This window comes from Streptomyces mutabilis (genome assembly GCF_046628145.1).
GTDB classification, from domain to species: domain Bacteria; phylum Actinomycetota; class Actinomycetes; order Streptomycetales; family Streptomycetaceae; genus Streptomyces; species Streptomyces mutabilis.
This window is the reverse complement of the sequence record NZ_CP176874.1, coordinates 996,659-1,018,206: the sequence shown is the minus strand read 5'-3', so window position 1 is coordinate 1,018,206 and position 21,548 is coordinate 996,659. Positions and strand designations below refer to the sequence as shown.

The 21,548-nt window shown below is 72.6% G+C and carries 19 protein-coding genes; 9 read left to right on the top strand and 10 right to left on the bottom strand.

Features of this window, described 5'->3' with window-relative positions:
• Positions 1–33 precede the first annotated feature (33 nt).
• From ACLIN4_RS04240 to ACLIN4_RS04230, 3 genes are all read left to right on the top strand, one after another.
• Positions 34–987, top strand: a complete 954-nt coding sequence (locus ACLIN4_RS04240) for an ROK family protein (protein WP_307653197.1) — start codon at positions 34–36, stop codon at positions 985–987.
• Positions 988–1,107: 120 nt separating this feature from the next.
• Positions 1,108–1,305: a hypothetical protein gene (locus tag ACLIN4_RS04235; RefSeq protein ID WP_100045833.1), complete on the top strand. Its 198-nt coding sequence runs from the start codon at positions 1,108–1,110 to the stop codon at positions 1,303–1,305.
• Between the two features lie 138 nt (positions 1,306–1,443).
• On the top strand, positions 1,444–2,487 hold the full coding sequence (locus ACLIN4_RS04230) for an NUDIX hydrolase (RefSeq protein ID WP_107480537.1): 1,044 nt from the start codon (positions 1,444–1,446) through the stop codon (positions 2,485–2,487).
• Between the two features lie 2 nt (positions 2,488–2,489).
• Here the strand turns inward: ACLIN4_RS04230 and ACLIN4_RS04225 are convergent, their stop codons facing one another.
• Complete coding sequence (locus ACLIN4_RS04225) at positions 2,490–3,194, bottom strand: MBL fold metallo-hydrolase (protein WP_382024333.1); 705 nt, start codon at positions 3,192–3,194, stop codon at positions 2,490–2,492.
• Between the two features lie 78 nt (positions 3,195–3,272).
• Entirely contained in the window at positions 3,273–4,628 is a 1,356-nt protein-coding gene (locus ACLIN4_RS04220) for a dipeptidase (protein WP_100045832.1), read from the bottom strand.
• Between the two features lie 144 nt (positions 4,629–4,772).
• On the opposite strand from ACLIN4_RS04220, the gene ACLIN4_RS04215 reads away from it, so the two are divergent.
• The 3 genes from ACLIN4_RS04215 to ACLIN4_RS04205 all read left to right on the top strand — a co-directional run bounded on the left by ACLIN4_RS04215 (position 4,773) and on the right by ACLIN4_RS04205 (position 8,148).
• Complete coding sequence (locus ACLIN4_RS04215) at positions 4,773–6,083, top strand: geranylgeranyl reductase family protein (RefSeq protein ID WP_107476944.1); 1,311 nt, start codon at positions 4,773–4,775, stop codon at positions 6,081–6,083.
• A gap of 140 nt (positions 6,084–6,223) precedes the next feature.
• Complete coding sequence (locus tag ACLIN4_RS04210; RefSeq protein WP_289907713.1) at positions 6,224–7,486, top strand: sensor histidine kinase; 1,263 nt, start codon at positions 6,224–6,226, stop codon at positions 7,484–7,486.
• On the top strand, positions 7,483–8,148 hold the full coding sequence (locus ACLIN4_RS04205) for a response regulator (protein ID WP_107476945.1): 666 nt from the start codon (positions 7,483–7,485) through the stop codon (positions 8,146–8,148). Before ACLIN4_RS04210 ends, ACLIN4_RS04205 begins: the two co-directional genes overlap by 4 nt.
• Here ACLIN4_RS04205 and ACLIN4_RS04200 read toward each other — a convergent pair.
• Both ACLIN4_RS04200 and ACLIN4_RS04195 read right to left on the bottom strand, forming a co-directional pair.
• Positions 8,109–8,393 (bottom strand): DUF6332 family protein, encoded by a 285-nt coding sequence (locus tag ACLIN4_RS04200; protein WP_107476946.1) that lies wholly within the window; start codon positions 8,391–8,393, stop codon positions 8,109–8,111. The genes ACLIN4_RS04205 and ACLIN4_RS04200 overlap by 40 nt on opposite strands.
• A gap of 60 nt (positions 8,394–8,453) precedes the next feature.
• On the bottom strand, positions 8,454–9,194 hold the full coding sequence (locus ACLIN4_RS04195) for a maleylpyruvate isomerase family mycothiol-dependent enzyme (protein WP_289907712.1): 741 nt from the start codon (positions 9,192–9,194) through the stop codon (positions 8,454–8,456).
• 353 nt (positions 9,195–9,547) lie between these two features.
• On the opposite strand from ACLIN4_RS04195, the gene ACLIN4_RS04190 reads away from it, so the two are divergent.
• A complete protein-coding gene (locus tag ACLIN4_RS04190) occupies positions 9,548–10,492 on the top strand; it encodes an aminoglycoside phosphotransferase family protein (RefSeq protein WP_107476948.1) in 945 nt (314 codons plus the stop codon).
• 113 nt (positions 10,493–10,605) lie between these two features.
• Here the strand turns inward: ACLIN4_RS04190 and ACLIN4_RS04185 are convergent, their stop codons facing one another.
• Positions 10,606–11,778: an MFS transporter gene (locus tag ACLIN4_RS04185; RefSeq protein ID WP_307653607.1), complete on the bottom strand. Its 1,173-nt coding sequence runs from the start codon at positions 11,776–11,778 to the stop codon at positions 10,606–10,608.
• Positions 11,779–11,915: 137 nt separating this feature from the next.
• Here ACLIN4_RS04185 and ACLIN4_RS04180 point away from each other — a divergent pair, with 137 nt between their 5' ends.
• Positions 11,916–13,157 carry an ROK family protein gene (locus ACLIN4_RS04180; RefSeq protein ID WP_107476950.1) on the top strand — a complete coding sequence of 414 codons (1,242 nt, stop codon included), beginning with the start codon at positions 11,916–11,918 and terminating at the stop codon, positions 13,155–13,157.
• Positions 13,158–13,190: 33 nt separating this feature from the next.
• On the opposite strand, the gene ACLIN4_RS04175 is transcribed toward ACLIN4_RS04180, so the two are convergent.
• Genes ACLIN4_RS04175 through ACLIN4_RS04160 form a run of 4 tightly spaced genes read right to left on the bottom strand, consistent with a single transcriptional unit; the run spans position 13,191 to position 17,687 of the window.
• On the bottom strand, positions 13,191–14,570 hold the full coding sequence (locus ACLIN4_RS04175) for a GH1 family beta-glucosidase (RefSeq protein ID WP_289907711.1): 1,380 nt from the start codon (positions 14,568–14,570) through the stop codon (positions 13,191–13,193).
• Between the two features lie 31 nt (positions 14,571–14,601).
• The gene (locus ACLIN4_RS04170; protein ID WP_107476952.1) at positions 14,602–15,429 is read right to left on the bottom strand and encodes a carbohydrate ABC transporter permease; all 828 of its coding nucleotides are present in this window, start codon (positions 15,427–15,429) and stop codon (positions 14,602–14,604) included.
• Positions 15,430–15,435: 6 nt separating this feature from the next.
• Complete coding sequence (locus ACLIN4_RS04165; RefSeq protein WP_107476953.1) at positions 15,436–16,389, bottom strand: carbohydrate ABC transporter permease; 954 nt, start codon at positions 16,387–16,389, stop codon at positions 15,436–15,438.
• Between the two features lie 11 nt (positions 16,390–16,400).
• Positions 16,401–17,687, bottom strand: a complete 1,287-nt coding sequence (locus ACLIN4_RS04160) for an ABC transporter substrate-binding protein (RefSeq protein WP_289907709.1) — start codon at positions 17,685–17,687, stop codon at positions 16,401–16,403.
• 283 nt (positions 17,688–17,970) lie between these two features.
• On the opposite strand from ACLIN4_RS04160, the gene yicI reads away from it, so the two are divergent.
• Complete coding sequence (gene yicI / locus ACLIN4_RS04155; protein WP_411575506.1) at positions 17,971–20,241, top strand: alpha-xylosidase; 2,271 nt, start codon at positions 17,971–17,973, stop codon at positions 20,239–20,241.
• Between the two features lie 44 nt (positions 20,242–20,285).
• On the opposite strand, the gene ACLIN4_RS04150 is transcribed toward yicI, so the two are convergent.
• A complete protein-coding gene (locus ACLIN4_RS04150) occupies positions 20,286–21,488 on the bottom strand; it encodes a cysteine desulfurase-like protein (protein ID WP_411575505.1) in 1,203 nt (400 codons plus the stop codon).
• Positions 21,489–21,548 lie beyond the last annotated feature (60 nt).

The following is a 21,548-nucleotide window of genomic DNA, read 5'->3' as shown; positions in this document are numbered from 1 at the left end:
CCTTTTTCGGTCCAACGGGGAGATCCGACTCTGATGCACACCGACCTCGTGGCAGCGCTGGACATCGGCGGCACCAAGATCGCCGGAGCGCTGGTGGACGGCCACGGCCGCATCCAGGCACGTGCGCAGCGCCCCACGCCCGCCCGGGAGGACGGCGACATCGTGATGGGGGCCGTGGAGGCCGTGCTCGGGGAGCTGACGGCGTCGCCGCTGTGGGGTCGGGCCACGGCAGTCGGCATCGGGAGCGCGGGTCCGGTGGACGCCTCCGCCGGCACGGTCAGCCCGGTGAACGTGCCGGGCTGGCGCGACTACCCGCTCGTCCGGCGGGTCCGCGAGGCCGTCGGTGACCTGCCCGTCGAGCTGATCGGCGACGGTGTGGCGATCACGGCGGCCGAGCACTGGCAGGGCGCCGCGCGGGGGCACGACAACGCGCTGTGCATGGTGGTCTCCACCGGTGTGGGCGGCGGGCTCGTCCTGAACGGGCGGCTGCACCCCGGCCCGACCGGCAACGCCGGCCACATCGGGCACATCAGTGTGGATCTGGACGGCGATCCCTGCCCGTGCGGTGCGCGCGGCTGCGTGGAACGCATAGCGAGCGGTCCCAACATCGCGCGGCGCGCCCTTGACGCGGGCTGGCGGCCGGGCCCGGACGGCGACACCTCCGCCGCCGCGGTGGCCGCCGCGGCGCGCCGGGGCGACCCCGTCGCCGTGGCCTCCTTCGAACGGGCCGCACAGGCGCTGGCCGCCGGGATCGCCGCCACCGCGACCCTCGTCGAGATCGACATCGCCGTGGTCGGCGGGGGAGTGGGCAAGGCGGGTGACGTGCTCTTCGCCCCGCTGCGCAAGGCGCTGACCGACTACGCGACCTTGTCCTTCGTGCGGCGCCTGGCGGTCGTGCCCGCCCAGATGGGGACGGACGCGGGCCTGGTGGGCGCGGCCGCGGCGGCCCTCTTCAGGACCGCGGGCGCGAGTCCGGCACGGGTCTGAGCCGTGCGGCCCCGGTCCTGAGTTCCGGTGCCCGGGGCCGGTCGCAGCCGGTCGGGTCCGGCACGGTGGTTCGCCGTTCCGTACCCGTGACCCCCGAGCCCCGGCGCAGTTGAAGCAGGCATGAAGAAGCGCAGCATGCTCGCCATCGCATCCCTGGCCACCGGATTCGTCGTCGCGGCCGTCAGCCCGTCCCACGGCGCCCCGGCCGAACTCCCCCTCGGACTCGACGTGGAGGACACCGTCAGCACCGTCGAGGACACCGTCGCCGTCGACAGCCTGCCCGTGGACGGGGACGCGCTCGGGCAGCCGGGCCGCTGAGACGCCCCACCCGGAACACACGGCGCCGGTGCCCCTCCGGGGGCGCCGGCGCCGCTTTCGTACGCCCTCAACTGGGCCTGGTTTCCGTGGCAGGGTGGAGCGGGCAAGCCACAGGGGGCCAACAGAAGAGGGGGACCTGTGACCGTCGTCTGGATCAACGGCGCGTTCGGTGCGGGAAAGACCACCACCGCACGGGAACTGATCGACCTGATCCCGAACAGCACACTCTTCGACCCCGAGGTCGTCGGCGGGGCACTCGCACACCTGCTGCCGCCCAAACGACTCGCCGAGGTCGGCGACTTCCAGGACCTGCCGATCTGGCGCCGCCTGGTCATCGACACGGCGGCCGCGATGCTCGCCGAACTCGGCGGGACCCTCGTGGTCCCCATGACGCTGCTGCGCCAGGAGTACCGGGACGAGATCTTCGGCGGTCTCGCCGCCCGCCGGATCACGGTCCGGCACATCCTGCTCGCCCCGGCGGAAACGATCCTGCGCGAGCGGATAGCGGGCCGTGAGATACCCGAGGGCCTGCCCGACGGCGAGATACGCGTACGGCAGTGGTCGTACGACCACATCGAGCCGTACCGGGCCGCCCTCGCCTCCTGGCTCACCGCCGACGCCCACCCGGTCGACACCGGCGGCCTCACCCCGTACGAGGCCGCCGCCCGGATCGCCGAGGCCGTCGGCACCGGCTCCGTGCCGGCCTGCGACATCGTGCAGACGCCGGAACCCACCGCCGAGACCCTCGCGGCCGGCGTGCTGCTCTTCGACGAGCAGGACCGCGTGCTGCTCGTCGATCCCACCTACAAGCCCGGCTGGGAGTTTCCCGGCGGTGTCGTCGAACCCGGCGAGGCACCCGCCCGTGCCGGGATGCGCGAGGTCGCCGAGGAGACCGGCATCAGCCTCGACGACGTACCCGCGCTGCTCGTCGTCGACTGGGAACGGCCCGTGCCACCCGGTTACGGCGGCCTGCGGCTGCTCTTCGACGGCGGCCGGCTCGACTCCGGTGTCGCCGACCGGGTCCTGCTGCCCGGCCCGGAACTGCGCGGCTGGCGCTTCGTCACCGAGGACGAGGCGGCCGGGCTGCTGCCCCCCGTCCGGTACGAGCGGCTGCGCTGGGCGCTGCGGGCCCGGGAACGCGGGGCGGCACTCTACCTGGAGGCCGGCACCCCGGTCGGCTGACGTCAGCCGACCGTCCTGTACGTGCGTGCGGAGGCCCGCAGCGCGCGTGCCGCCCCGCCGGTCACCGGGTCCCCGTGCCCGAAGCAGGCGACCTCCGCGTCGAGGTCCGCCAACCGCCGGAAGGAATCGACGGCCCGGTCCCGGTCGACGTTGAACACGCCGAGCATCACACCGCCGTCGACCGGTGACGCGGCGACCGCGTCCCCCGTGAACAGCACCCCGTGTCGCGGGAGGTGCACCGCGACGCTCCCGTCGGTGTGGCCCGGGACATGGACCACCCGCGCCCCGCCGCCGAAGTCCAGGACGTCACCGTCCGACACCTCGGTCACCCGCTCCGGCCGGTCGAAGCCGCCCTGGGGGAGCAGCCGCACGGCGTTCTCGTGCAGGGGCCGCTCCCAGTCCTCGAACACGGGCTCCGGGCCCGCCACCTCACCCCGCACGACCGGCGCCTCCACGGCGTGCGCCACCACCTCCGCCCCGGTGAGCGCGGCGATCTCGCCCGCCCCGCCCACATGGTCCTCGTGGAAGTGGGTGAGGACGACACGCCGCAGGCGCCCGGCGGCACCGGCCGACGCGGCGATGCGCGCGCCGGCCCCGGCCGGCCCGGCGTCGACCAGCGTCAGGTCGTCGCCGTCGCGCCACAGATAGGCCTGGCCGACCGGGAAGCGCAGCAGGTGCAGGCGGGGGAGCAGTTCGATGACGTCCATGGCACGACCGTAGGCAGGGCCCCGCGCGGTGGCGAGGCCCCTCTGCCGACGGCAGAGCGCGAACGGGGCCGGACCGACTCAGCTCGCCGCGTAGTTGCGCAGGAACAGTGCTTCCGCGACCGACAGCCGCTCCAGCTCCTCGGGGGACACGCTCTCGTTGACGGCGTGGATCTGCGCCTCCGGCTCGCTCAGGCCGATCAGCAGGATCTCCGCCCGCGGGTACAGCGCCGCCAGGGTGTTGCACAGCGGGATGGAGCCGCCCTGACCGGCGTACTGCATCTCCTGGCCCGGGTACGCCACCGCCATCGCGTCGGCCATGGCCTGGTAGGCCGGGCTGCCGGTGTCGGCGCGGAACGCCTGGCCCTGGCCGATCTGCTCGACGGCGACCCGCGCGCCCCACGGCGTGCGCGTCTCCAGGTGGGTCTGGAGCAGCTTGGTGGCCTCGGCGGCGTCCACGCCCGGCGGCACCCGCAGGCTGATCAGCGCGCGGGCGCTCGCCTGCACGGACGGGGTGGCGCCGACGACCGGCGGGCAGTCGATGCCGAGCACCGTGACGGCCGGACGCGCCCAGATCCGGTCGGCGACCGCACCCGAACCGATCAGTTCCACGCCGTCCAGCACCCGCGCGTCCCGGCGGAACTGCTCCTCGTCGTAGGCCAGGCCCTCCCAGGCGCTGTCCGCCGCCAGACCGTCGACGGTCGTCGAACCGTCCTCGGCGCGCAGCGAGTCCAGGACGCGGATCAGGGCAGCCAGCGCGTCGGGCGCCGCGCCGCCGAACTGGCCGGAGTGGAGGTTTCCTTCGAGCGTGTCGACCTTCACGCGGACCAGGGTCATGCCGCGCAGCGTCGAGGTGACCGTCGGCAGCCCGGCCCGGAAGTTGCCCGCGTCGCCGATGACGACGGTGTCCGCGGCCAGCAACTCGGGGTGCTGCTCGGCGTACCGCTCGAGACCGCCCGTGCCCTGCTCCTCCGAGCCCTCGGCGATGAACTTGACGTGCACCGGCACGCCGCCGTTCGCCTTCAGCGCGCGCAGCGCGAGCAGGTGCATCAGCACACCGCCCTTGCAGTCGGCGGCGCCGCGCCCGTACCAGCGGCCGTCGCGCTCGGTCAGCTCGAACGGCGGGGTCACCCAACCGGCCTCGTCGAGCGGCGGCTGCACGTCGTAGTGGGCGTAGAGCAGGACGGTCCTGGCGCCCTCGGGCCCGGGAAGGTACCCGTACACGGACTGCGTGCCGTCCGGGGTGTCCAGCAGGTCCACGTCCTGGAAGCCCTCGGCGCGCAGCGCGGCGGCGATCCAGTTGGCGGCGCCCACGCTCTCGCTGCGCGGGAACTGGTCGAAGTCCGCCACCGATTTGAAGGCCACCAGCGCGGTGAGCTCCTCCTTCGCCCTGGGCATCAGCGAGGAGACGGTCTCGGCGACCGGATTCGACGACATGGGCACGCTCCTTGTAGGTGCGACGTTGTACCGATGAGTACTGGGATTGGTGGGCCGATCCTCCCACAGTGGCCTGCGGCGATGCCCGCCGTAGGATGCGGGGGTCAGGTGCGGCATGCGGTTTGTTGGGAGCAGTAGACCATCGTGAGCAGCGAGAACTCTTCGGCGGACGACACGCGTCAGGTCTGGGACGTGGTCGTGGTGGGCGCGGGACCGGCGGGGGCCTCGGCCGCCTACGCGGCGGCGGTCGCGGGGCGGCGCGTGCTGTTGCTGGAGAAGGCGGAGCTGCCCCGCTACAAGACGTGCGGCGGCGGCATCATCGGTCCCTCGCGCGACACCCTCCCGCCCGGCTTCGAGCTGCCCTTCCGGGACCGCGTGCACGCGGTGACGTTCTCGAACAACGGGCGCTTCACCCGGACCCGGCGCTCCCGTCAGATGCTGTTCGGGCTGATCAACCGGCCCGAGTTCGACCAGCAGCTCGTCGAGCACGCCCAGAAGGCGGGCGCCGAGCTGCGCACCGGGGCCACCGTGACCCGGGTGGAGCAGCACGGGTCGGCGGTGCCGGACCGGCGCACGGTCGCCGTCGTCCTCCAGGGCGGCGAGACGCTGCTGGCCCGGGCGGTCGTCGGCGCGGACGGCAGCGCCAGCCGGATAGGCGCGCACGTCGGGGTGAAGCTCGACCAGGTCGACCTCGGCCTGGAGGCGGAGATCCCGGTGCCGGACACGGTCGCCGAGGACTGGAAGGGACGGGTCCTCATCGACTGGGGGCCGATGCCGGGCAGTTACGGCTGGGTCTTCCCCAAGGGCGACACACTGACGGTCGGTGTGATCTCGGCGCGCGGCGAGGGCGCGGCGACCAAGCGGTACCTGGAGGACTTCGTGGGCCGGCTGGGACTCGCCGGCTTCGAACCGAGCATCTCCTCGGGCCATCTGACGCGCTGCCGCGCCGACGACTCGCCGCTCTCCCGCGGGCGGGTCCTGGTCTGCGGGGACGCGGCGGGGCTGCTGGAGCCGTGGACCCGCGAGGGCATCTCGTTCGCGCTGCGCTCAGGGCGGCTCGCGGGGGAGTGGGCGGTGCGGATCGCGGAGGCGCACGACGCCGTGGACGCGCGCAAGCAGGCCCTGAACTACGCCTTCGCCATCAAGGCGGGGCTCGGCGTCGAGATGAGCGTCGGCAAGCGGATGCTGGCGATCTTCGAGCGTCGTCCGGGGATCTTCCACGCGGCCCTGACCGGGTTCCGCCCGGCCTGGAAGGCGTTCAAGGACATCACGCAGGGCTCGACCTCGCTGGGCGAGCTGGTCCGCGCCCACCCGCTGGCCCAGCGGGCGCTGGCGGCGATGGACCGCCGGCCCGCGGGCACGGTGGAGCCGACGGGTGCTGCGGAAGCGCCGACGGGTGCGGGCTCACCGGACGCGGGAGGTGCGCGCCCGGCGGATGACGAGGCCGGGACCTGAGCGCCGCCTCGCCCCGACGGGCACCGCTCACGCAGGCCGTGAAAGCCTGGAAGCGGCCGGGGCGTACTTCCCCGGGAGTACGCGCGATCACCACGCGCGGGTGACGTCGCTCCCGTCGTGCGGCGTCTAGCGTGGCGGTCATGGACGGACAGCGCGGACACGCGGGCGGGCCGCCGCAGTGGTGGCGGCACGGGCCCCCGTGGTGGCATCGGCGGGACGACGAGGACCACCGCCACCGGTGGCCCTGGCGCTCCACGGCACTGCTCACGGCGTTCGTGCTGGTCGGTTCCGACTTCGCCGCCCATTCCCAGGAGGGCGAGCGCGCCGCGCTGGACCCCTTCGCGCGCGTGCTCCTGTTCCTGACGGGCGCGGCGCTCCTGTGGCGGCAGCGGTACCCGGTGGCGGTCGTGTTCGGCACGTCGGCCACGACCCTGGTCTACCTGGCTGCCGGATACCCGTACGGTCCGGTCCTCCTGGCCGTGGCGCTGGCCTGCTTCAGCGCCGTCGTCTCCGGGCACCGCAGGGCCGCGTGGTCGGCCATGGCGACGCTGTGGGCGGGGCACGCCCTGCTGGTGCACTGGCTGTACCGCTGGCTGCCGCCGTCGGGGGACTCCGCCGCCTCCTGGGGCGGGGAGATCGTGATCGCCACCTGGGTGGTGGCGATCGTGGCGGTGTCGGAGCTGGCCCGTACCCGGCGCGAGCAGTGGGCGAAGGAGCGGGCCGAGCGGGCGCAGGCGGCGCGACGGCGCGCGGACGAGGAGCGGCTGCGGATCGCCCGCGAGCTGCACGACGTCCTCGCGCACAGCATCTCCGTCATCAACGTCCAGGCGGGTGTCGGACTCGCGCTCCTCGACACCGATCCGGAGCAGGCGCGCACCGCGCTCACCACCATCAAGGCCAAGAGCAAGGAGGCGCTCGGCGAGGTGCGCCAGGTCCTCGGCACCCTGCGCGCCCCCGGCGCCGCGCCGCGCACTCCCGCTCCCGGGCTCGACCGGCTGCCCGAACTGGTCGAGCAGGCGGCGAGCGCGGGCCTCACCGTCGAGGTCGAGGGCGAGCCGCCGGCGCTGCCGCCCGGTACCGACCTCGCCGCGTTCCGCATCGTGCAGGAGGCCCTCACCAACGTCGTACGCCACTCCGGTTCGCGGCACGCACGCGTGTGCCTCGCCCGGGACGGCGGCGCGCTGCGGCTGCGCGTCGACGACGACGGACCCGCGACCGGCGCCGAGGCCGGCGGCAGCGGCAACGGGCTGGCCGGAATGCGGGAGCGGGCGGCGGCGCTCGGTGGCACCGTGGAGGCGGGCCCGCGCCCCGACGGCGGCTTCCGGGTGCTCGCGACGCTGCCGATCGGCGCCGAGCACGTCACGCATGCCGAGAACGCCCACACCACGCAGGAGGACCGGTGATCCGCGTACTGCTCGCCGACGACCAGTCACTGGTACGGGCCGGCTTCCGGGCGCTGCTGGACGCGCAGCCGGACATCGAGGTGGCGGCGGAGGCCGCGGACGGCGAGGAGGCGGTGCGCGCGATCCGCGAACTGCGCCCAGACGTCGTCCTGATGGACATCCGCATGCCCCTGCTGGACGGCCTGGCGGCGACCCGCAGGATCACCGGTGACGAGGCCCTGCGGGACGTGAAGGTGGTCATGCTCACCACCTTCGAACTCGACGAGTACGTCTTCGAGGCGATCCGCTCCGGCGCCTCCGGATTCCTGGTCAAGGACACCGAGCCCGAGGAACTGCTGCGCGCCGTGCGGGCGGTGGTCGCCGGTGACGCACTGCTCTCGCCGGGGGTGACGCGCCGCCTGATCGCCGAGTTCGCCGCCCGCTCCAAGGAACCCGCGGCGCCCGGGCAGCTGGCCGGGCTCACCGAGAGGGAGCGGGAGGTGATGGCCCTGGTCGGCATCGGTCTGTCCAACGAGGAGATCGCCCGGCGCCTGGTCGTCAGCCCGCTCACCGCCAAGACCCACGTCAGCCGCACCATGGTGAAGCTGGGCGCCCGCGACCGGGCGCAACTGGTCGTACTGGCCTACGAGTCGGGATTGGTGCGGCCGGGCTGGCTGGGCTGACCGCCGCGCCCGAAGCGGAGCAGCACGCTCGCCACCCGCACGAAGAACACGACGACGGCCAGCACCGCACCCGCCCCGACGAGCACGCCGCGGACACCGCCGGACGGCCCGAAGAGGTAGGCGGGGCCGGCCACGGCCCCGAACAGCACGGCCGCCGCGAACGCCGCGCTGCACAGCGCGTAACCGATCTCGACCGTGATCGCGTCCCGCTCGCCCTGCGTACGCCGTCCCCCGTAAGTCGTCATGGCGTCGAGTCTCCCAGACCGGCGCGGCCGTCCCGGCCCCCGCTCCGCGACGCGGCAGGTTCACTTCCAGGTGATGCCCGACTTCTCGCGCCACAGGGCGGCGAGCGAGGCGTCGCCGGACACCTCGGGGAACGGCCGGCGGTTCCACAGCGCCGGGTAGAGCAGCGCGGCGGGTCCCGCGAGTTCGCAGTCGGCGTCACCGTCGCCCGTCCGCTCGGTCACGGGCGGCTCGGCCGACAGCCGTACGGTCCACACCGCGCCGGGCACGTCCGTCGCCCGCACCCGCAGCGTGCGGGGCTCCCCGGTGCGGACCGCGCTCTTCGGGCGGGCGTGGAAGGCGCACAGCAACTCGTCGATGCCGTCCACCGCGAAGTCCGCTCCGACGGCGGTGGGCCCGCCGCCCCGGGCCGACTCCGCGTCGATGCGGTGCACGGTCGTCTCGTGCGCCTGTCGCCGTGCCCAGAAAGCCAGCGGGGACGGCGCGGGCAGGAAGTGCCAGCAGCGCACGTCGGGTGCGGCACCGGTGAGCGTGTCGACCAACCGCCTGTGCCCGTCCCGGAACCAGGCCAGCAGGTCGCCGCCGTCGAGGTCGGGCAGGCCGCCGTCGGGCCGGGGGCCGGTGTGTCTCTCGGCGACGATCGTCTCGGCCCAGCGGTGCACCGTGCCCGTGTGCCGCAGCAGGTCCCGCACCTGCCAGCCGGGGCAGGTCGGCACCTCGGCGTCGGTGCCCGCCGTCTCGGCGGCCGTGGCCAGCAACGTGCCCTCGCGGTCCAGTATTTCGACGTACGCGGAATTCTTCATGCGGTGAGTGTGCCGGACGGAATGGACCCGACGCTGCCCGTGATCACGCATCGGGGCCCGCCGTGTGCCGAAGCCCGATAGTTGTCACTGGCAGAGCCGGATGACGTGCCGATGGGGTCGATCGAGGCAATCTGCTTGTCACAGTGAGGCATGCGGCTTGTCACCCCCGCGCGTTCAGCAGCCCTTCTGTCACCAGTGGCAGAGATCAGGGTCCGCTGCTTGCGGCGGTTTCACAACGCCACGGCCGGTGTCCGCACTGGCTTCGCGATGGCTGGTGCGCCGCGACGGCAGGCTGTCCGTCGACCTTCGGTAGGTTGCGGCGCGAACCTGATTCCCTGCGAAGGAGGTCCGATGTGAGCACGTTAGAACCAGACGAGGTCCCGCATCACCTGACGGCGTCGTACGCCACGGGCTTCGGTGAGGAGGGGAGAGCCTGGATCGCCGGACTGCCGACTCTCGCGGCGAACATGCTGGAACGTTGGGTTCTGGAACGGGACGGCCCTGCAAGAGCCGGAGAAGCCTCACTGGTACTGCCGGTGCTGTGCCCCGACGGTACGCCCGCGGTCCTCAGACTCCAGATGCCCAGACAGGAGACCACCGCCGCACTGATTGGCCTGCGTACCTGGAACGGCAGGGGGATGGTGCGACTGCTCGATCATGATCCTATGAGCAGCAGCATGCTGCTGGAGCGCCTGGACGGAGCCCGCACGCTGGCCTCGATCAACGATGACGACGTGGCGATCAGCACCCTGGCCGAGCTTCACACACGGCTGGTCGCAGTCCCCGCGCCGCAGGGACTACGCAGTCTCGGCGACATCGCCTCCGAGATGCTGGAGCAGGTCCCACAGGCAGTCAAGAGGCTGGCTGACCCGGCCGACCGCCGGCTCCTGCGGAGCTGGGCATCGGCGGTGGCTGAACTGACCGGTGAGCCCGGGGACAGGATGCTGCACTGGGATCTGCACTACGGCAACGTCCTCGCCGCACGGCGCGAGCCGTGGGTCGCCATCGATCCCGAGCCACTCGCCGGCGACCCGGGATTCGATCTGTGGCCCGCCCTGGAGAGCAGGTGGGACGACGTCGTTGCGAAGGGCGACACCCTGCGCATCGTGCGGCGCCGCTTCGACCTGCTCACCGATGCGCTCGGCCTGGACCGCGCACGCGCGACCGGCTGGACCCTGGGACGGCTGCTGCAGAACTCGCTCTGGGACATCGACGACGGCGAGTGCCGACTCGCTCGATCCTCCGTCGCGATCGCGGAATCGCTGCTCAACCGGCGCCCTCCGCCCAACGGCAGGTGACAACCAGCCTGCCTGGGTGACAACTATCGTGCTTCGGCTCACGCCGTCGGCCCGCGATGAAGACGTCGTGGATGTCGGTCGGCCGTGTGGTAGCCGCGCGGGAGGCGTTCGGCTCAGCCCGGTGCCGCCGCGCGCCGGGTCGCGACCGCGACGAGGACCGCCACCGCCGCGAGCGCCGCCACGCTGGTGAGCGCGGCCGGCAAGGAGAACCAGTCGGCCATGAAGCCGATCGCGGGGGGTCCGAGCAGCATGCCGCCGTAGCCCAGGGTGGAGGCGGTGGCGACGCCGGCGGGCCCGCCCAGCGCGCCGGCCCGTTCGACCGCGACCGGGAAGATGTTGGCGAGCCCGAGGCCGGTGATCGCGAAGCCGAACAGCGCCGCCCACACCGAGGGGGCGAGCGAGCCCAGCAGCATGCCGGCCACGGCGGTCGTGCCGCCGGCCACCACCGTGGTGGTCCGGCCCAGGCGCTCCAGCAGGATCGTGCCGGTCAGCCTGCCGACGGTCATGGCGAGCGCGAAGCAGGAGTAGCCGGCCGCCGCGAGGCCCGGCGAGGCGTCGAGGTTTTGTTCCAGGTGCAGCGCGCCCCAGTCGGCCATGGCGCCCTCGCCGTACGCCGTGCACAGGGCGATCAGGCCGAAGGTGATGACCAGGCGGCGGGTACGGCGGTCGAGCCGACGCGGGGCGTCCTTGTCCCGGGCGGCCCCGTCCGGTGGCGCGGCGGGCGCGCAGCTGAGCAGGGCACGGCCCGCGAACAGGGTGACGAGCAGGCCGATCACGGTCAGGGAGAGCAGGTGCCGCGTCGGCGACAGAGAACCGGCGACCAGCCCGCCGAGCCCCGCGCCGACCATGCCGCCGAGACTGAAAGCGGCGTGGAAGCTGGGCATGATGGGGCGCCGCAGTACGGTCACCAGGTCGACGGCGGCGCTGTTGAAGGCGACGTTGATCCCGCCGTAGGCGCTGCCGAAGACCAGCAGGACCAGGCCGAGCGCGAGCGCGGAGTGGGTGAGCGGGGGCAGGGCGACGCTGAGGCAGAGCAGGACCGCACAGGCGACGGTGACGGGGTGGCTGCCGAAGCGGCGGCACAGCCGTCCCGTGAGCGTCATGGTGACGACGGCGCCCGCGGAGACGCCGAGCAGCGCCAGGCCCAAGGTGCCGGCCGAGGCGCCGGTCTGCTCCTTGATGGCGGGGATGCGTACGACCCAGCCGGCGAAGACGAAGCCGTCGAGGGCGAAGAAGGCGGTCAGGGCGGCACGGAGACGGGTGAGGTCGTTGCGGGAGCCCGGCACGGCGCTGTGCGAACGGGATTTGTTTATTTGCGGCACAAAGTCAGGCTAGAGGCGGGGACGAGTACGGGCAAGAGACGGTCCCGCGGACACAGCGGCGCAGGTCGGGGCGGTCGGCGTCGCATACGCTCGACACCACCATGAAGAACAACCTCACCCCCCTGGAGCCGAAGGCCGACAAGGCCACGGTCAGACGGCACAACCTCAGCCTCGTCCTGAGGGCCGTGCACGACGCGGGGGAGGCGACCCGGGCCGGTATCGCCACGCACGTCGGACTGACTCGCGCGGCGGTGTCGTCCCTGGTCGAGCAGTTGCTGGAGTACGGCTTCGTCTCCGAGGGGGGAAAGACGAGCAGCGGTCAGGCGGGACGGCCGGGCACCGTCCTCAGGGTGTCCAGGTCGGGCCCCGCGGGGCTCGGTGTCGAGATCAACATCGACTACGTCACCGTGTGCGTCGTCGACCTCGCCGGCACCGACCGGGTCCGGCTCGTCGAGCACGTCGACAACCGAGGAGTCCAGCCCTCCGAGGTGCTGGCGCGCGCGGCCCGGCTGGCGGCGCGCGCCGTCGGCTCGGCGGCCGAGCAGGACCTCGTGCCGGCCGGCGTCCACGTCGCCCTGCCCGGCCTGGTGACCGGCGGCACGGTCCGCCAGGCGCCCAACCTGGGGTGGCAACGCGTCGCGGTCGAGGGCCTGTTCGCCCAGGCGCTGCTCGCCCTGCGCCCGGCCCACCGCCCGCTGCCGGTCAGCTCCGACAACGAGGCCAACGCCGCCGCCCTGGCCGAACTCTGGTACGGCGCCGGCACCGAGGGCGTGCGCAGCTTCCTCTACCTGACCGGAGAGATCGGCATCGGCGGCGCCCTGGTGCTCAGGGGGGAGCTGCTGCGGGGTGCGCACGGCTTCGCCGGGGAGATCGGCCACATGGTCGTCGACCCGGACGGGCCCCTGTGCCGGTGCGGGGCCCGCGGCTGCCTGGAGCAGTACGCCGGACAGTCCGCGCTGCTCGAGGCGGCCGGCATCGAGGCAGGCACGGGCATGCAGGGCGTCGCCGAACTCGAACGCCGCGCCCGGCGGGGCGAGTCGGCCGCCCGGTCGGCGATCGAGCGGGCCGGGCGGCACCTGGGCGTCGTCGTGTCGGGAGCCGTGAACCTCTTCGACCCCGACGCCGTGATGCTCGGCGGCGTCTACCGCGAGCTGATGGACTGGCTGGCCCCCGCCGTCGACCGCGAACTCGCCCGCCGTGTCGTCTCCGGGCTGTGGAGCGAGGACGGGAAGCGGCTGCGGGCCTCCTCGTCACTCGGCGACGCGGCCCGGGGCGCGGCCGGCGTGATCGTCCGGGAGGTGCTGGCCGACCCGGTGGCGCACGCCGAGCGGGACGCGGGCTGACGCGGGGGCCGTCGCCGGCCCCCGCGCCCACCGTCACCCGCGGTTCGCGGCGATCATCTCCCGGTACCAGCGGTAGCTGTCCTTGGGAGTGCGCTCCTGCGTGTCGTAGTCGACGCGGACGATGCCGAAGCGCTTGTCGTAGCCGTACGCCCACTCGAAGTTGTCCAGCAGCGACCACACGTAGTACCCGCGCACGTCCACCCCCGCGTCGATCGCCGCCCGCAGCGCCGTGAGGTGGTCGCGCAGGTAGGCGACGCGGTCGGCGTCGTGGACCGCGCCGTCGGCGGCGAGGGTGTCGTCCTCCGCCGAGCCGTTCTCCGTGATGTGGACGGGCGGCAGCGCGTCGCCGTACTGCTTCTTCAGCCGCACCAGCAGCTCCGTGAAGCTGTCCGGGACGACCGGCCAGCCCATCGCCGTCTCGCGGACGCCGGGCAGCCGGACCTCCTCGTAACGGTTGTCGGTCGCCACCCGGCGTGCCGGGTCGCTCTCGCGGTGCGGGGCGTCTGCGACCACGATCGGCCGGTAGTAGTTGACGCCGAGGAAGTCCAGCGGCTGGGAGATCAGCTCCAGGTCGCCGTCGTGCCGGAAGTCCGCGCCGGTGATCAGCTCACCCCAGGTCTCCTCCTCGGTGGCCGGGTAACGGCCCGCGAGGATCGGCTCGGTCCACACCAGGTTGTGCTGGGTGTCCGCGCGGACCACCGCCGCCAGGTCGGCGGGGGAGTCGGTGGCCGGGAGGTTGCGGTCCAGGTTGAGCGTGATGCCGACCTCGCGCACCCCGGCCGCCCGCAGCGCCTTGACCGCCAGACCGTGTCCGACCAGCAGGTGGTGGGCGGCGGCCAGCGCGGGCCGGCCCTCCTTGGCGCCCGGCGCGTGCCGGCCCACCGAGTAGCCGAGGAAGGCGCTGCACCACGGCTCGTTGAGGGTGATCCAGCGCGGCACCCGGTCGCCCAGGTGCTCGGCGACCTGGGCCGTGTACTCGGCGAACCGCTCCGCCGTCTCCCGCACCCGCCAGCCGCCCCGGTCCTCCAGGGCCTGCGGAAGGTCCCAGTGGTACAGGGTGGCGGCCGGCTCGATGCCCGACGCGAGCAGTTCGTCGACCAGGCGGGAGTAGAAGTCCAGGCCCTTCGGGTTCACCGCGCCCGAGCCGTCCGGCACGATGCGGGGCCAGGCGATCGAGAAGCGGTAGGAGTCCACGCCCAGGTCGCGCAGCAGCGCCACATCCTCCCGGTAGCGGTGGTAGTGGTCGCAGGCCACGTCACCGGTGTCGCCGTTCACGACCAGACCGGGCGTGTGGCTGTAGGTGTCCCAGATCGACGGACCGCGGCCGTCCTCCCGGGCCGCGCCCTCGATCTGGTACGAGGCGGTCGCGGCGCCGAAGACGAAACCGGGCGGGAAGCCGGGGTACTCGCTCATGCTGTGCTGTTCAACTCCTGGACGAAGGTGGTCACTTGACGGAACCGCCGGTGATCCCGGCGGCGATGTACTTCTGGGCGAGGACGAGCAGGATCGCCGCCGGCACCGCGGAGAGCACGGAGGCGGCCATCACCGAGCCCCAGTCGCCGACGTGCGCGCCGATGTACTGGTAGATACCCAGCGTGATGGGCTTCACGTCGTCGGTCGTGTTCAGGGTGAGCGCGAACATGAAGTCGCTCCACGAGAACAGGAACGCGAACAACCCCGATGTGATCAGCGAGTTGCGGCTCATCGGCAGCACCACCCGCACGAACGTCCGCACCGGCCCGGCGCCGTCGATCTGCGCGGCCTCGATCACCTCGCCCGGGATCGACACCATGAAGGAGCGCATCAGCACGATGGAGAACGGGATGCCCAGCGAGGCGTCCGCCAGCATCAGGCCGAAGTAGGAGTTGACCAGGCCCAGGTCGACGTAGGAGTTGTAGAGCGCGTTGGCGATGACGATGCCCGGCACCATCTGGGTGATCAGCGTGCCGAACACGATGGTGCGCGAGCCGCGCAGCCCGAAACGCGCCAGCCCGTACGCCGCCGGCGCCGAGACGAGCAGGCAGATCGCGACCGCGCCGAGCGACACCGCCAGCGAGGTCAGCAGGTTCCCGCCCTGGTCGCTGATGGCCTTGGAGAAGCCGGACAGGTCCAGGCTGCCCGGCACCGGGTCGACCTGGAGCAGCCCCGACTCGGGCTGGAGCGCGGTGTTGAGCATCCAGTACAGCGGGAACAGCATCACGGCGAGGACGAGCACACCGGCGACGGTGGAGCCCCAGCGGCGCCGGGACGCGGTGGGCGTGTGGGTGGCCATCGTCGGTCACTTCCCCTCGGTGCGGTTGGCCCGCAGGTAGAACACCGCGAACACGGCGGAGATCAGGATGAGCACGTTGCCGACCACGGCACCCGCGCCGAAGTCCAGCTGGACGAAGGAGTTCTGGTAGGTGAGCGTGCCCAGCGTCTGGGTGGCGTCGGCGGGGCCGCCGTCGGTGAGGGCGAGGATCAGGTCGAGGATCTTCACCGTCGACATGAAGCCGAGCACCAGCACGACCGTGATGACCGGCTTGAGCACCGGCAGGGTGACCGAGCGGAAGGTGCGCCACGCCGAGGCGCCGTCCAGCGCGGCGGCCTCGTGCAGCTCCTTCGGGATCTCCTGGAGACCGCCGTAGAGGATGACCATGTTGAACGGGATGCCGATCCAGATGTTGACCAGGATCACGGACAGCAGGGCCATCTCCGGGCTGGTCAGCCAGGGCGTGTGGCCGCCGATGCCGAGGGTGTCCAGGAAGGAGTTGAGGACACCGGTGTCCTGGTCGAGGATGCGCCGCCAGACGATGCCGGACACCACCATGGGCACCAGCCAGGGCAGCAGGATCAGCGAGCGCAGTACGCCGTTCAGCGGGAACCGGCGGCTGAAGAAGACCGCGAGTGCCATGCCGATGCAGAACTGCCCGAGCAGCGAGCCGGCCGTGAACACGAGGGTGTGCCACAGCGCCTTGCCGAACAGGGCGTCCTGGAACACGTTCGACCAGTTGTCGGAGCCGTTGAAGGGCGCCTCACCGGTGAAGAAGGTCTTCGGCGTGTAGTGCTGGAAGCTCATCACGACGTTGCGGACCAGCGGGTAGCCGAAGAAGAGCAGCATGAAGACGACGGCGGGGGCGACGAACCCCCACTGGGCGAGCCGGCGCCGGCGCGCGATCCGGGCGGGGTCGGGGGCCGCGGCCGGCGCGGACGCCTTCCCGGGCGTCCGGGGGGTGACGGTGGACGTGGTCATGGACGCGTACCTCAGTTCCCGCTCGTGGCCCGCTGCTGGGCGCGCTTCAGGGCGGTCTCGCTGGACTGACCGGTCAGGGCGGACTGGAAGGCGCTCTGCAGGGCGAGCGACACGCTCGACCAGCCGGCGCCGAGCTTCCCCGTCCGGGACCGGGCGACGGCCACCTGGTCGGCGAGGGAGTCCAGCTCCGGCACCCGCTCGCGCCAGACGGCGGCGGCCTTGGCGTTCGCCGGGACCATCCAGCTGTTGAGCGCGTAGGTCAGCTGCTCCTGCTCGCTCGACAGACACGCGACGATCTTCCCGGCGGTCTTCTCCCGCGCCTCGTCACCGGTGTTCGGGACGGTGAGCACGGCGCCGCCCAGCGGTCCGACCGAGTCCTCGCCGGCCTCCGGCACCGGGATCGGCGCGATGCCCCAGTGCAGCGACTCGTCGGTGTTGAGGGTCTCCACCTGCCACGGGCCGTTGATCATCATCGCCGCGTTGCCGGCCATGAACTGGTCGTTGACGTCCGCCTGCGTCCAGTTGACCGTCGACTTCGACAGCGAGCCGTCCCCGAGCAGGCCCTTCCAGTAGTCCAGCGCCTCCACGACCCGGGGACTGTCCAGGTCGGTCTCGTCGCCGCCGTTGGACCACATGAACGGCAGGAACTGGAAGACGCCGTCCTCCGCGCCGCCCGCGCTCAGCGCCAGGCCGTACCGCTTGCCCTGGGTGAGCTTCTTCGCGGTCTCCCTCAGCTCGGCCCAGGTGGTGGGCACCTCGACGCCCGCCTCGTCGAGCACGTCCTTGTTGTAGAAGAGCGCGAGCGTGTTCACCGACCGGGCGGCGCCGTAGTAGGTCCCCCGGTACGAGCCGAAGTCGACGATGCCGTCGGGGATGTCGTCGGTGCTCAGCCCGAGGGACCGCAGGTCGGTCAGGCCGCCCGCGTCGGCGAAGGTCGGCATCTCGGACGCGTCGAACTGCACGATGTCGGGCAGCGACTTGGACGACGCCATACGCAGCGCCTTCGTCATCACCTGCGCGGCCGGGACGCTCTGCTGCTCGATGGTGACGCCCAGCTGCTTGCCGCACCGGGCCATCGCCTCCGCGTCCCAGCGGTGGTAGGACTCGTCGGTCGAGGAGTTCAGCACGGTGTACACGTCGGCGTCCCGCTGCTGTCCGCAGCCGGTGAGCGCGGCCCCGGCGACCAGGACACAGACGGCGGCGACCGGGGCGACGACTCGGCGTGAGCGTCCCCGCCCGTGTCGCCCGGCGGCAGGAGGGTGAGCTGTCAAGGCGAGCGAGGTGAAGCGCTTCGACATGGTGCGGCCCTTGCTGTCGTACCGTCCGGCTTCCTCGCCGGACCGTTTTGTTTGATGCGATGACTAATACGTCAAGGACGCGCCGTCGCGCTAGAGGAAAGTGGCCCCGGTCTCTCCGCTTCGTGGCGTGAAGAGTTTGTTCTTGTCGGTAATCACGCCTGATCAGAGCGGTTGAGCCGGTCCCGTACCCTCGGCGGCGGGATTTGTTTTGTGTACGATCAAAACGCTGCGGGACGGCCCCCGTGCTCCCATCCGACAGCTCCCGTCCCACCCGAGGAAGATCATGAAGTTCACCGACGGCTTCTGGCTCATCCGCGAGGGCGTACAGATCTCGTACGCCACCGAAGTGCGCGACCTGCGCACTGAATCGAAGCGCTTCACCACCCATGCCGCCGTGAAGAAGGTGACACGGAGGGGAGACACGCTCAACGCGCCGCTCCTCACGGTCGAATGCTTCTCTCCCGCCGAGGGCGTCATCGGCGTCCGCGTCACCCACCACGCCGGCAAGCGCCGGCCCGGCCCCGACTTCGCCCTCACGGCCGACGCGGACGGCGCCGGCACGGTCCGTCAGGACGGCACCGTCACCGAGCTGACCAGCGGCCCGCTGACCCTCCGCCTGGACCGCGAGGGCCCCTGGGGCCTCACCTTCCACGACGCCGACGGACGCGAACTGACCCGCGCCGATGCCAAGAGCACGGCCTTCGCCACCACCGGCGACGGCGCCCACCACATGCTGAGCCGGCTCTCCCTCGGCGTCGGCGAGCAGATCTACGGCCTCGGGGAGCGCTTCACCCCGTTCGTCAAGAACGGCCAGGTCGTCGACATGTGGCAGGCCGACGGCGGCACCAGCAGCGAGCAGGCCTACAAGAACATCCCGTTCTACCTCTCCTCACGGGGTTACGGCGTCTTCGTCAACCACCCCGGCGCCGTCTCCTACGAGATCGGCTCCGAGTCCGTCGGGCAGGTGCAGTTCAGCGTCGAGGACCAGACGCTGGAGTACTACGTCGTCGCCGGCCCGACCCCCAAGGACGTCCTCACCCGCTACACGGCCCTCACCGGCCGCCCCGCCCTGCCGCCCGCCTGGTCCTTCGGCCTCTGGCTCACCACGTCCTTCACCACCTCGTACGACGAGCACACGGTGACGTCGTTCGTCGACGGCATGGCCGAGCGGGGCATCCCGCTGACCGTCTTCCACTTCGACTGCTTCTGGATGCGCGAGTACCAGTGGTGCGACTTCCGGTGGGACCCGGACGTCTTCCCCGACCCGGACGGCATGCTGGCCCGGCTCAAGGCCAAGGGCCTGAGGATCAGCGTCTGGATCAACCCCTACATCGCCCAGAAGTCCCCGCTCTTCGACGAGGCCGCCGCCCTCGGCCACCTGGTGCGGCGCCCGAACGGCGACGTCTGGCAGTGGGACCTGTGGCAGGCCGGAATGGGCCTGGTCGACTTCACCAGCCCCGCGGCCCGCGACTGGTACGCCGGGAAGCTCAAGCCGCTGCTCGACCAGGGCGTGGACTGCTTCAAGACCGACTTCGGCGAACGCGTCCCCACCGACGTCGTCTGGCACGACGGCTCCGACCCGGAGCGGATGCACAACTACTACACCCACCTGTTCAACCGCACCGTCTTCGAACTCCTCGAGAAGGAGCGCGGGCAGGGCGAGGCCGTCCTCTTCGCCCGCTCCGCGACCGCGGGCGGCCAGCAGTACCCCGTCCACTGGGGCGGCGACTGCTGGTCGTCCTTCGAGGCGATGGCCGAGTCGCTGCGGGGCGGCCTGTCCCTGTCCCTGAGCGGCTTCGGCTTCTGGAGCCACGACATCGGCGGCTTCGAGGGCACCCCCGACGAGGCGGTCTTCAAACGCTGGCTGGCCTTCGGCCTGCTCTCCTCGCACAGCCGGCTGCACGGCTCCTCGTCGTACCGGGTGCCGTGGGAGTTCGGCGAGGAGGCGGTCGACGTCGCCCGCCGCTTCACCCTCCTCAAGCACCGCCTGATGCCCTACCTGTACGGCGTCGCCGCCGAGGCCCACCGCACCGGCGTGCCCATGATGCGGCCGATGGTCCTGGAGTACCCGAACGACCCGGGCTGCCGGACGCTGGACCGCCAGTACATGCTCGGCAGCGACCTCCTGGTCGCCCCGGTCTTCACCGAGGACGGCGAGGTCGAGGTCTACCTCCCGGAGGGCACCTGGACCCACCTCCTGACCGGCGAGCGCGTCACCGGCCCCGCCTGGCGCACCGAACGGCACGGCTACGACAGCCTGCCGCTGTACGTCCGTGAGGGCGCCGTGCTCCCGCTGGCCGCCGACGACAGCCGTCCCGACGGCGACTGGCTGGACGCCCCGACGCTGCTGGTCCACCCGCCGGCCGGGCCCGACTACGCGGCCGAGGTCACCGTGCCCGACCTGCTGGGCACACCGGCGGCGACCTTCCGGGTGCGGCGGGACGGCGACGTCCTGCGGGTCACCGCGAGCGGAACCGACCGTCCCTTCACCGTGCGGGTCGCGGGCGGGGCGGGCGCGGAGGGCGCCGGTGAGGTGACGGTGCCCCTGCGGTGAGCCCGGGTCAGCGGGCGAGGGTGCCCCTGCGGTGAGCCGCCGGGTCAGCGGGCGAGGGTGCCCAGCGCGGTGAGGAGGCGGTCGACGTCGTCCGCGTCGGTGTACGGCGCGAGTCCCACGCGCACGGCGCCCTCGTCGCCCAGGCCCAGCCGGCGCGAGGCCTCAAGGGCGTAGAAGGAACCGGCCGGCGCGTCGATCCCTCGCTCGGCGAGCTGCCGGTACACCTCGGCGGGGCGCAGGCCCTCCACGGTGAACAGCAGGGTCGGCGTGCGCCGGGCGGCCCTCGAGTACACGGTGATCCCGCCGAGGTCCGCCAGCCCCCGCTCGATCCGCCCGCGCAGCGCCTCCTCGTGCTCTTCGAGGGCCGCGAAGGAGGCCACCAGCCGGTCCCGGCGGCTGCCGCGGGCGTCCGGCTCCAGAGCCGCGAGGAAGTCCACCGCGGCGCGGGCCCCGGCCAGCAGCTCGTACGGCAGTGTGCCCAGCTCGAACCGCTCGGGGACGGCGTCGCTGGAGGGCAGCAGCTTGTCCGGCCGCAGCGTTTCCAGGAACTCGGGCCGCGCCGCCAGTACCCCCAGGTGCGGACCGAGGAACTTGTACGGCGAGCACACCAGCGTGTCCGCGCCCAGCGCCGCGAGGTCCACCACGGCGTGCGAGGCGTAGTGCACCGCGTCGACGTGGAGCAGCGCGCCGGCGCCGTGGACGAGGCGGGCGACGGACGGCATGTCGGGCACGGTGCCGATCAGGTTGGAGGCGGCGGTCACCGCGACCAGCCGGGTGCGCGGGGAGAGCACGGCCTCGATGTGCTCGGGGAGCAGCTCCCCGGTGGCCGGGTCGAAGTCGGCCCACCGCACGCTCGCGCCGGCCGCCTCGGCCGCCTGGACCCAGGGCCGGATGTTGGAGTCGTGGTCGAGACGGGTGACGACCACCTCGTCGCCCGGCCCCCATGTCCTGGCGAGCGTCCGGGACAGGTCGTAGGCGAGCTGGGTGGCGCTGCGGCCGAACACGATGCCGCGCGGGTCGGCGCCCAGCAGGTCGGCCAGCGCGCTCCGGGCCTGCGCGACGATGTCGTCCGCGTTGCGCTCGCCCTCGGTCGTGCGGCCCCGGTTGGCCAGCGGGTTGGCCAGCGCCTCGGCGACGGCGTCGATGACGGGCTGCGGGGTCTGCGTGCCGCCGGGGGCGTCGAAGCGGGCGGTGCCGGACTTCAGGGCGGGTATCCGCGCGCGGATCGCGTCGACGTCCAGGGCCATGTGTACTCCAACCGAAGGCGGGGCGTTCCCGGTTCATGATCGCAGCAGGGCGCGGATCGG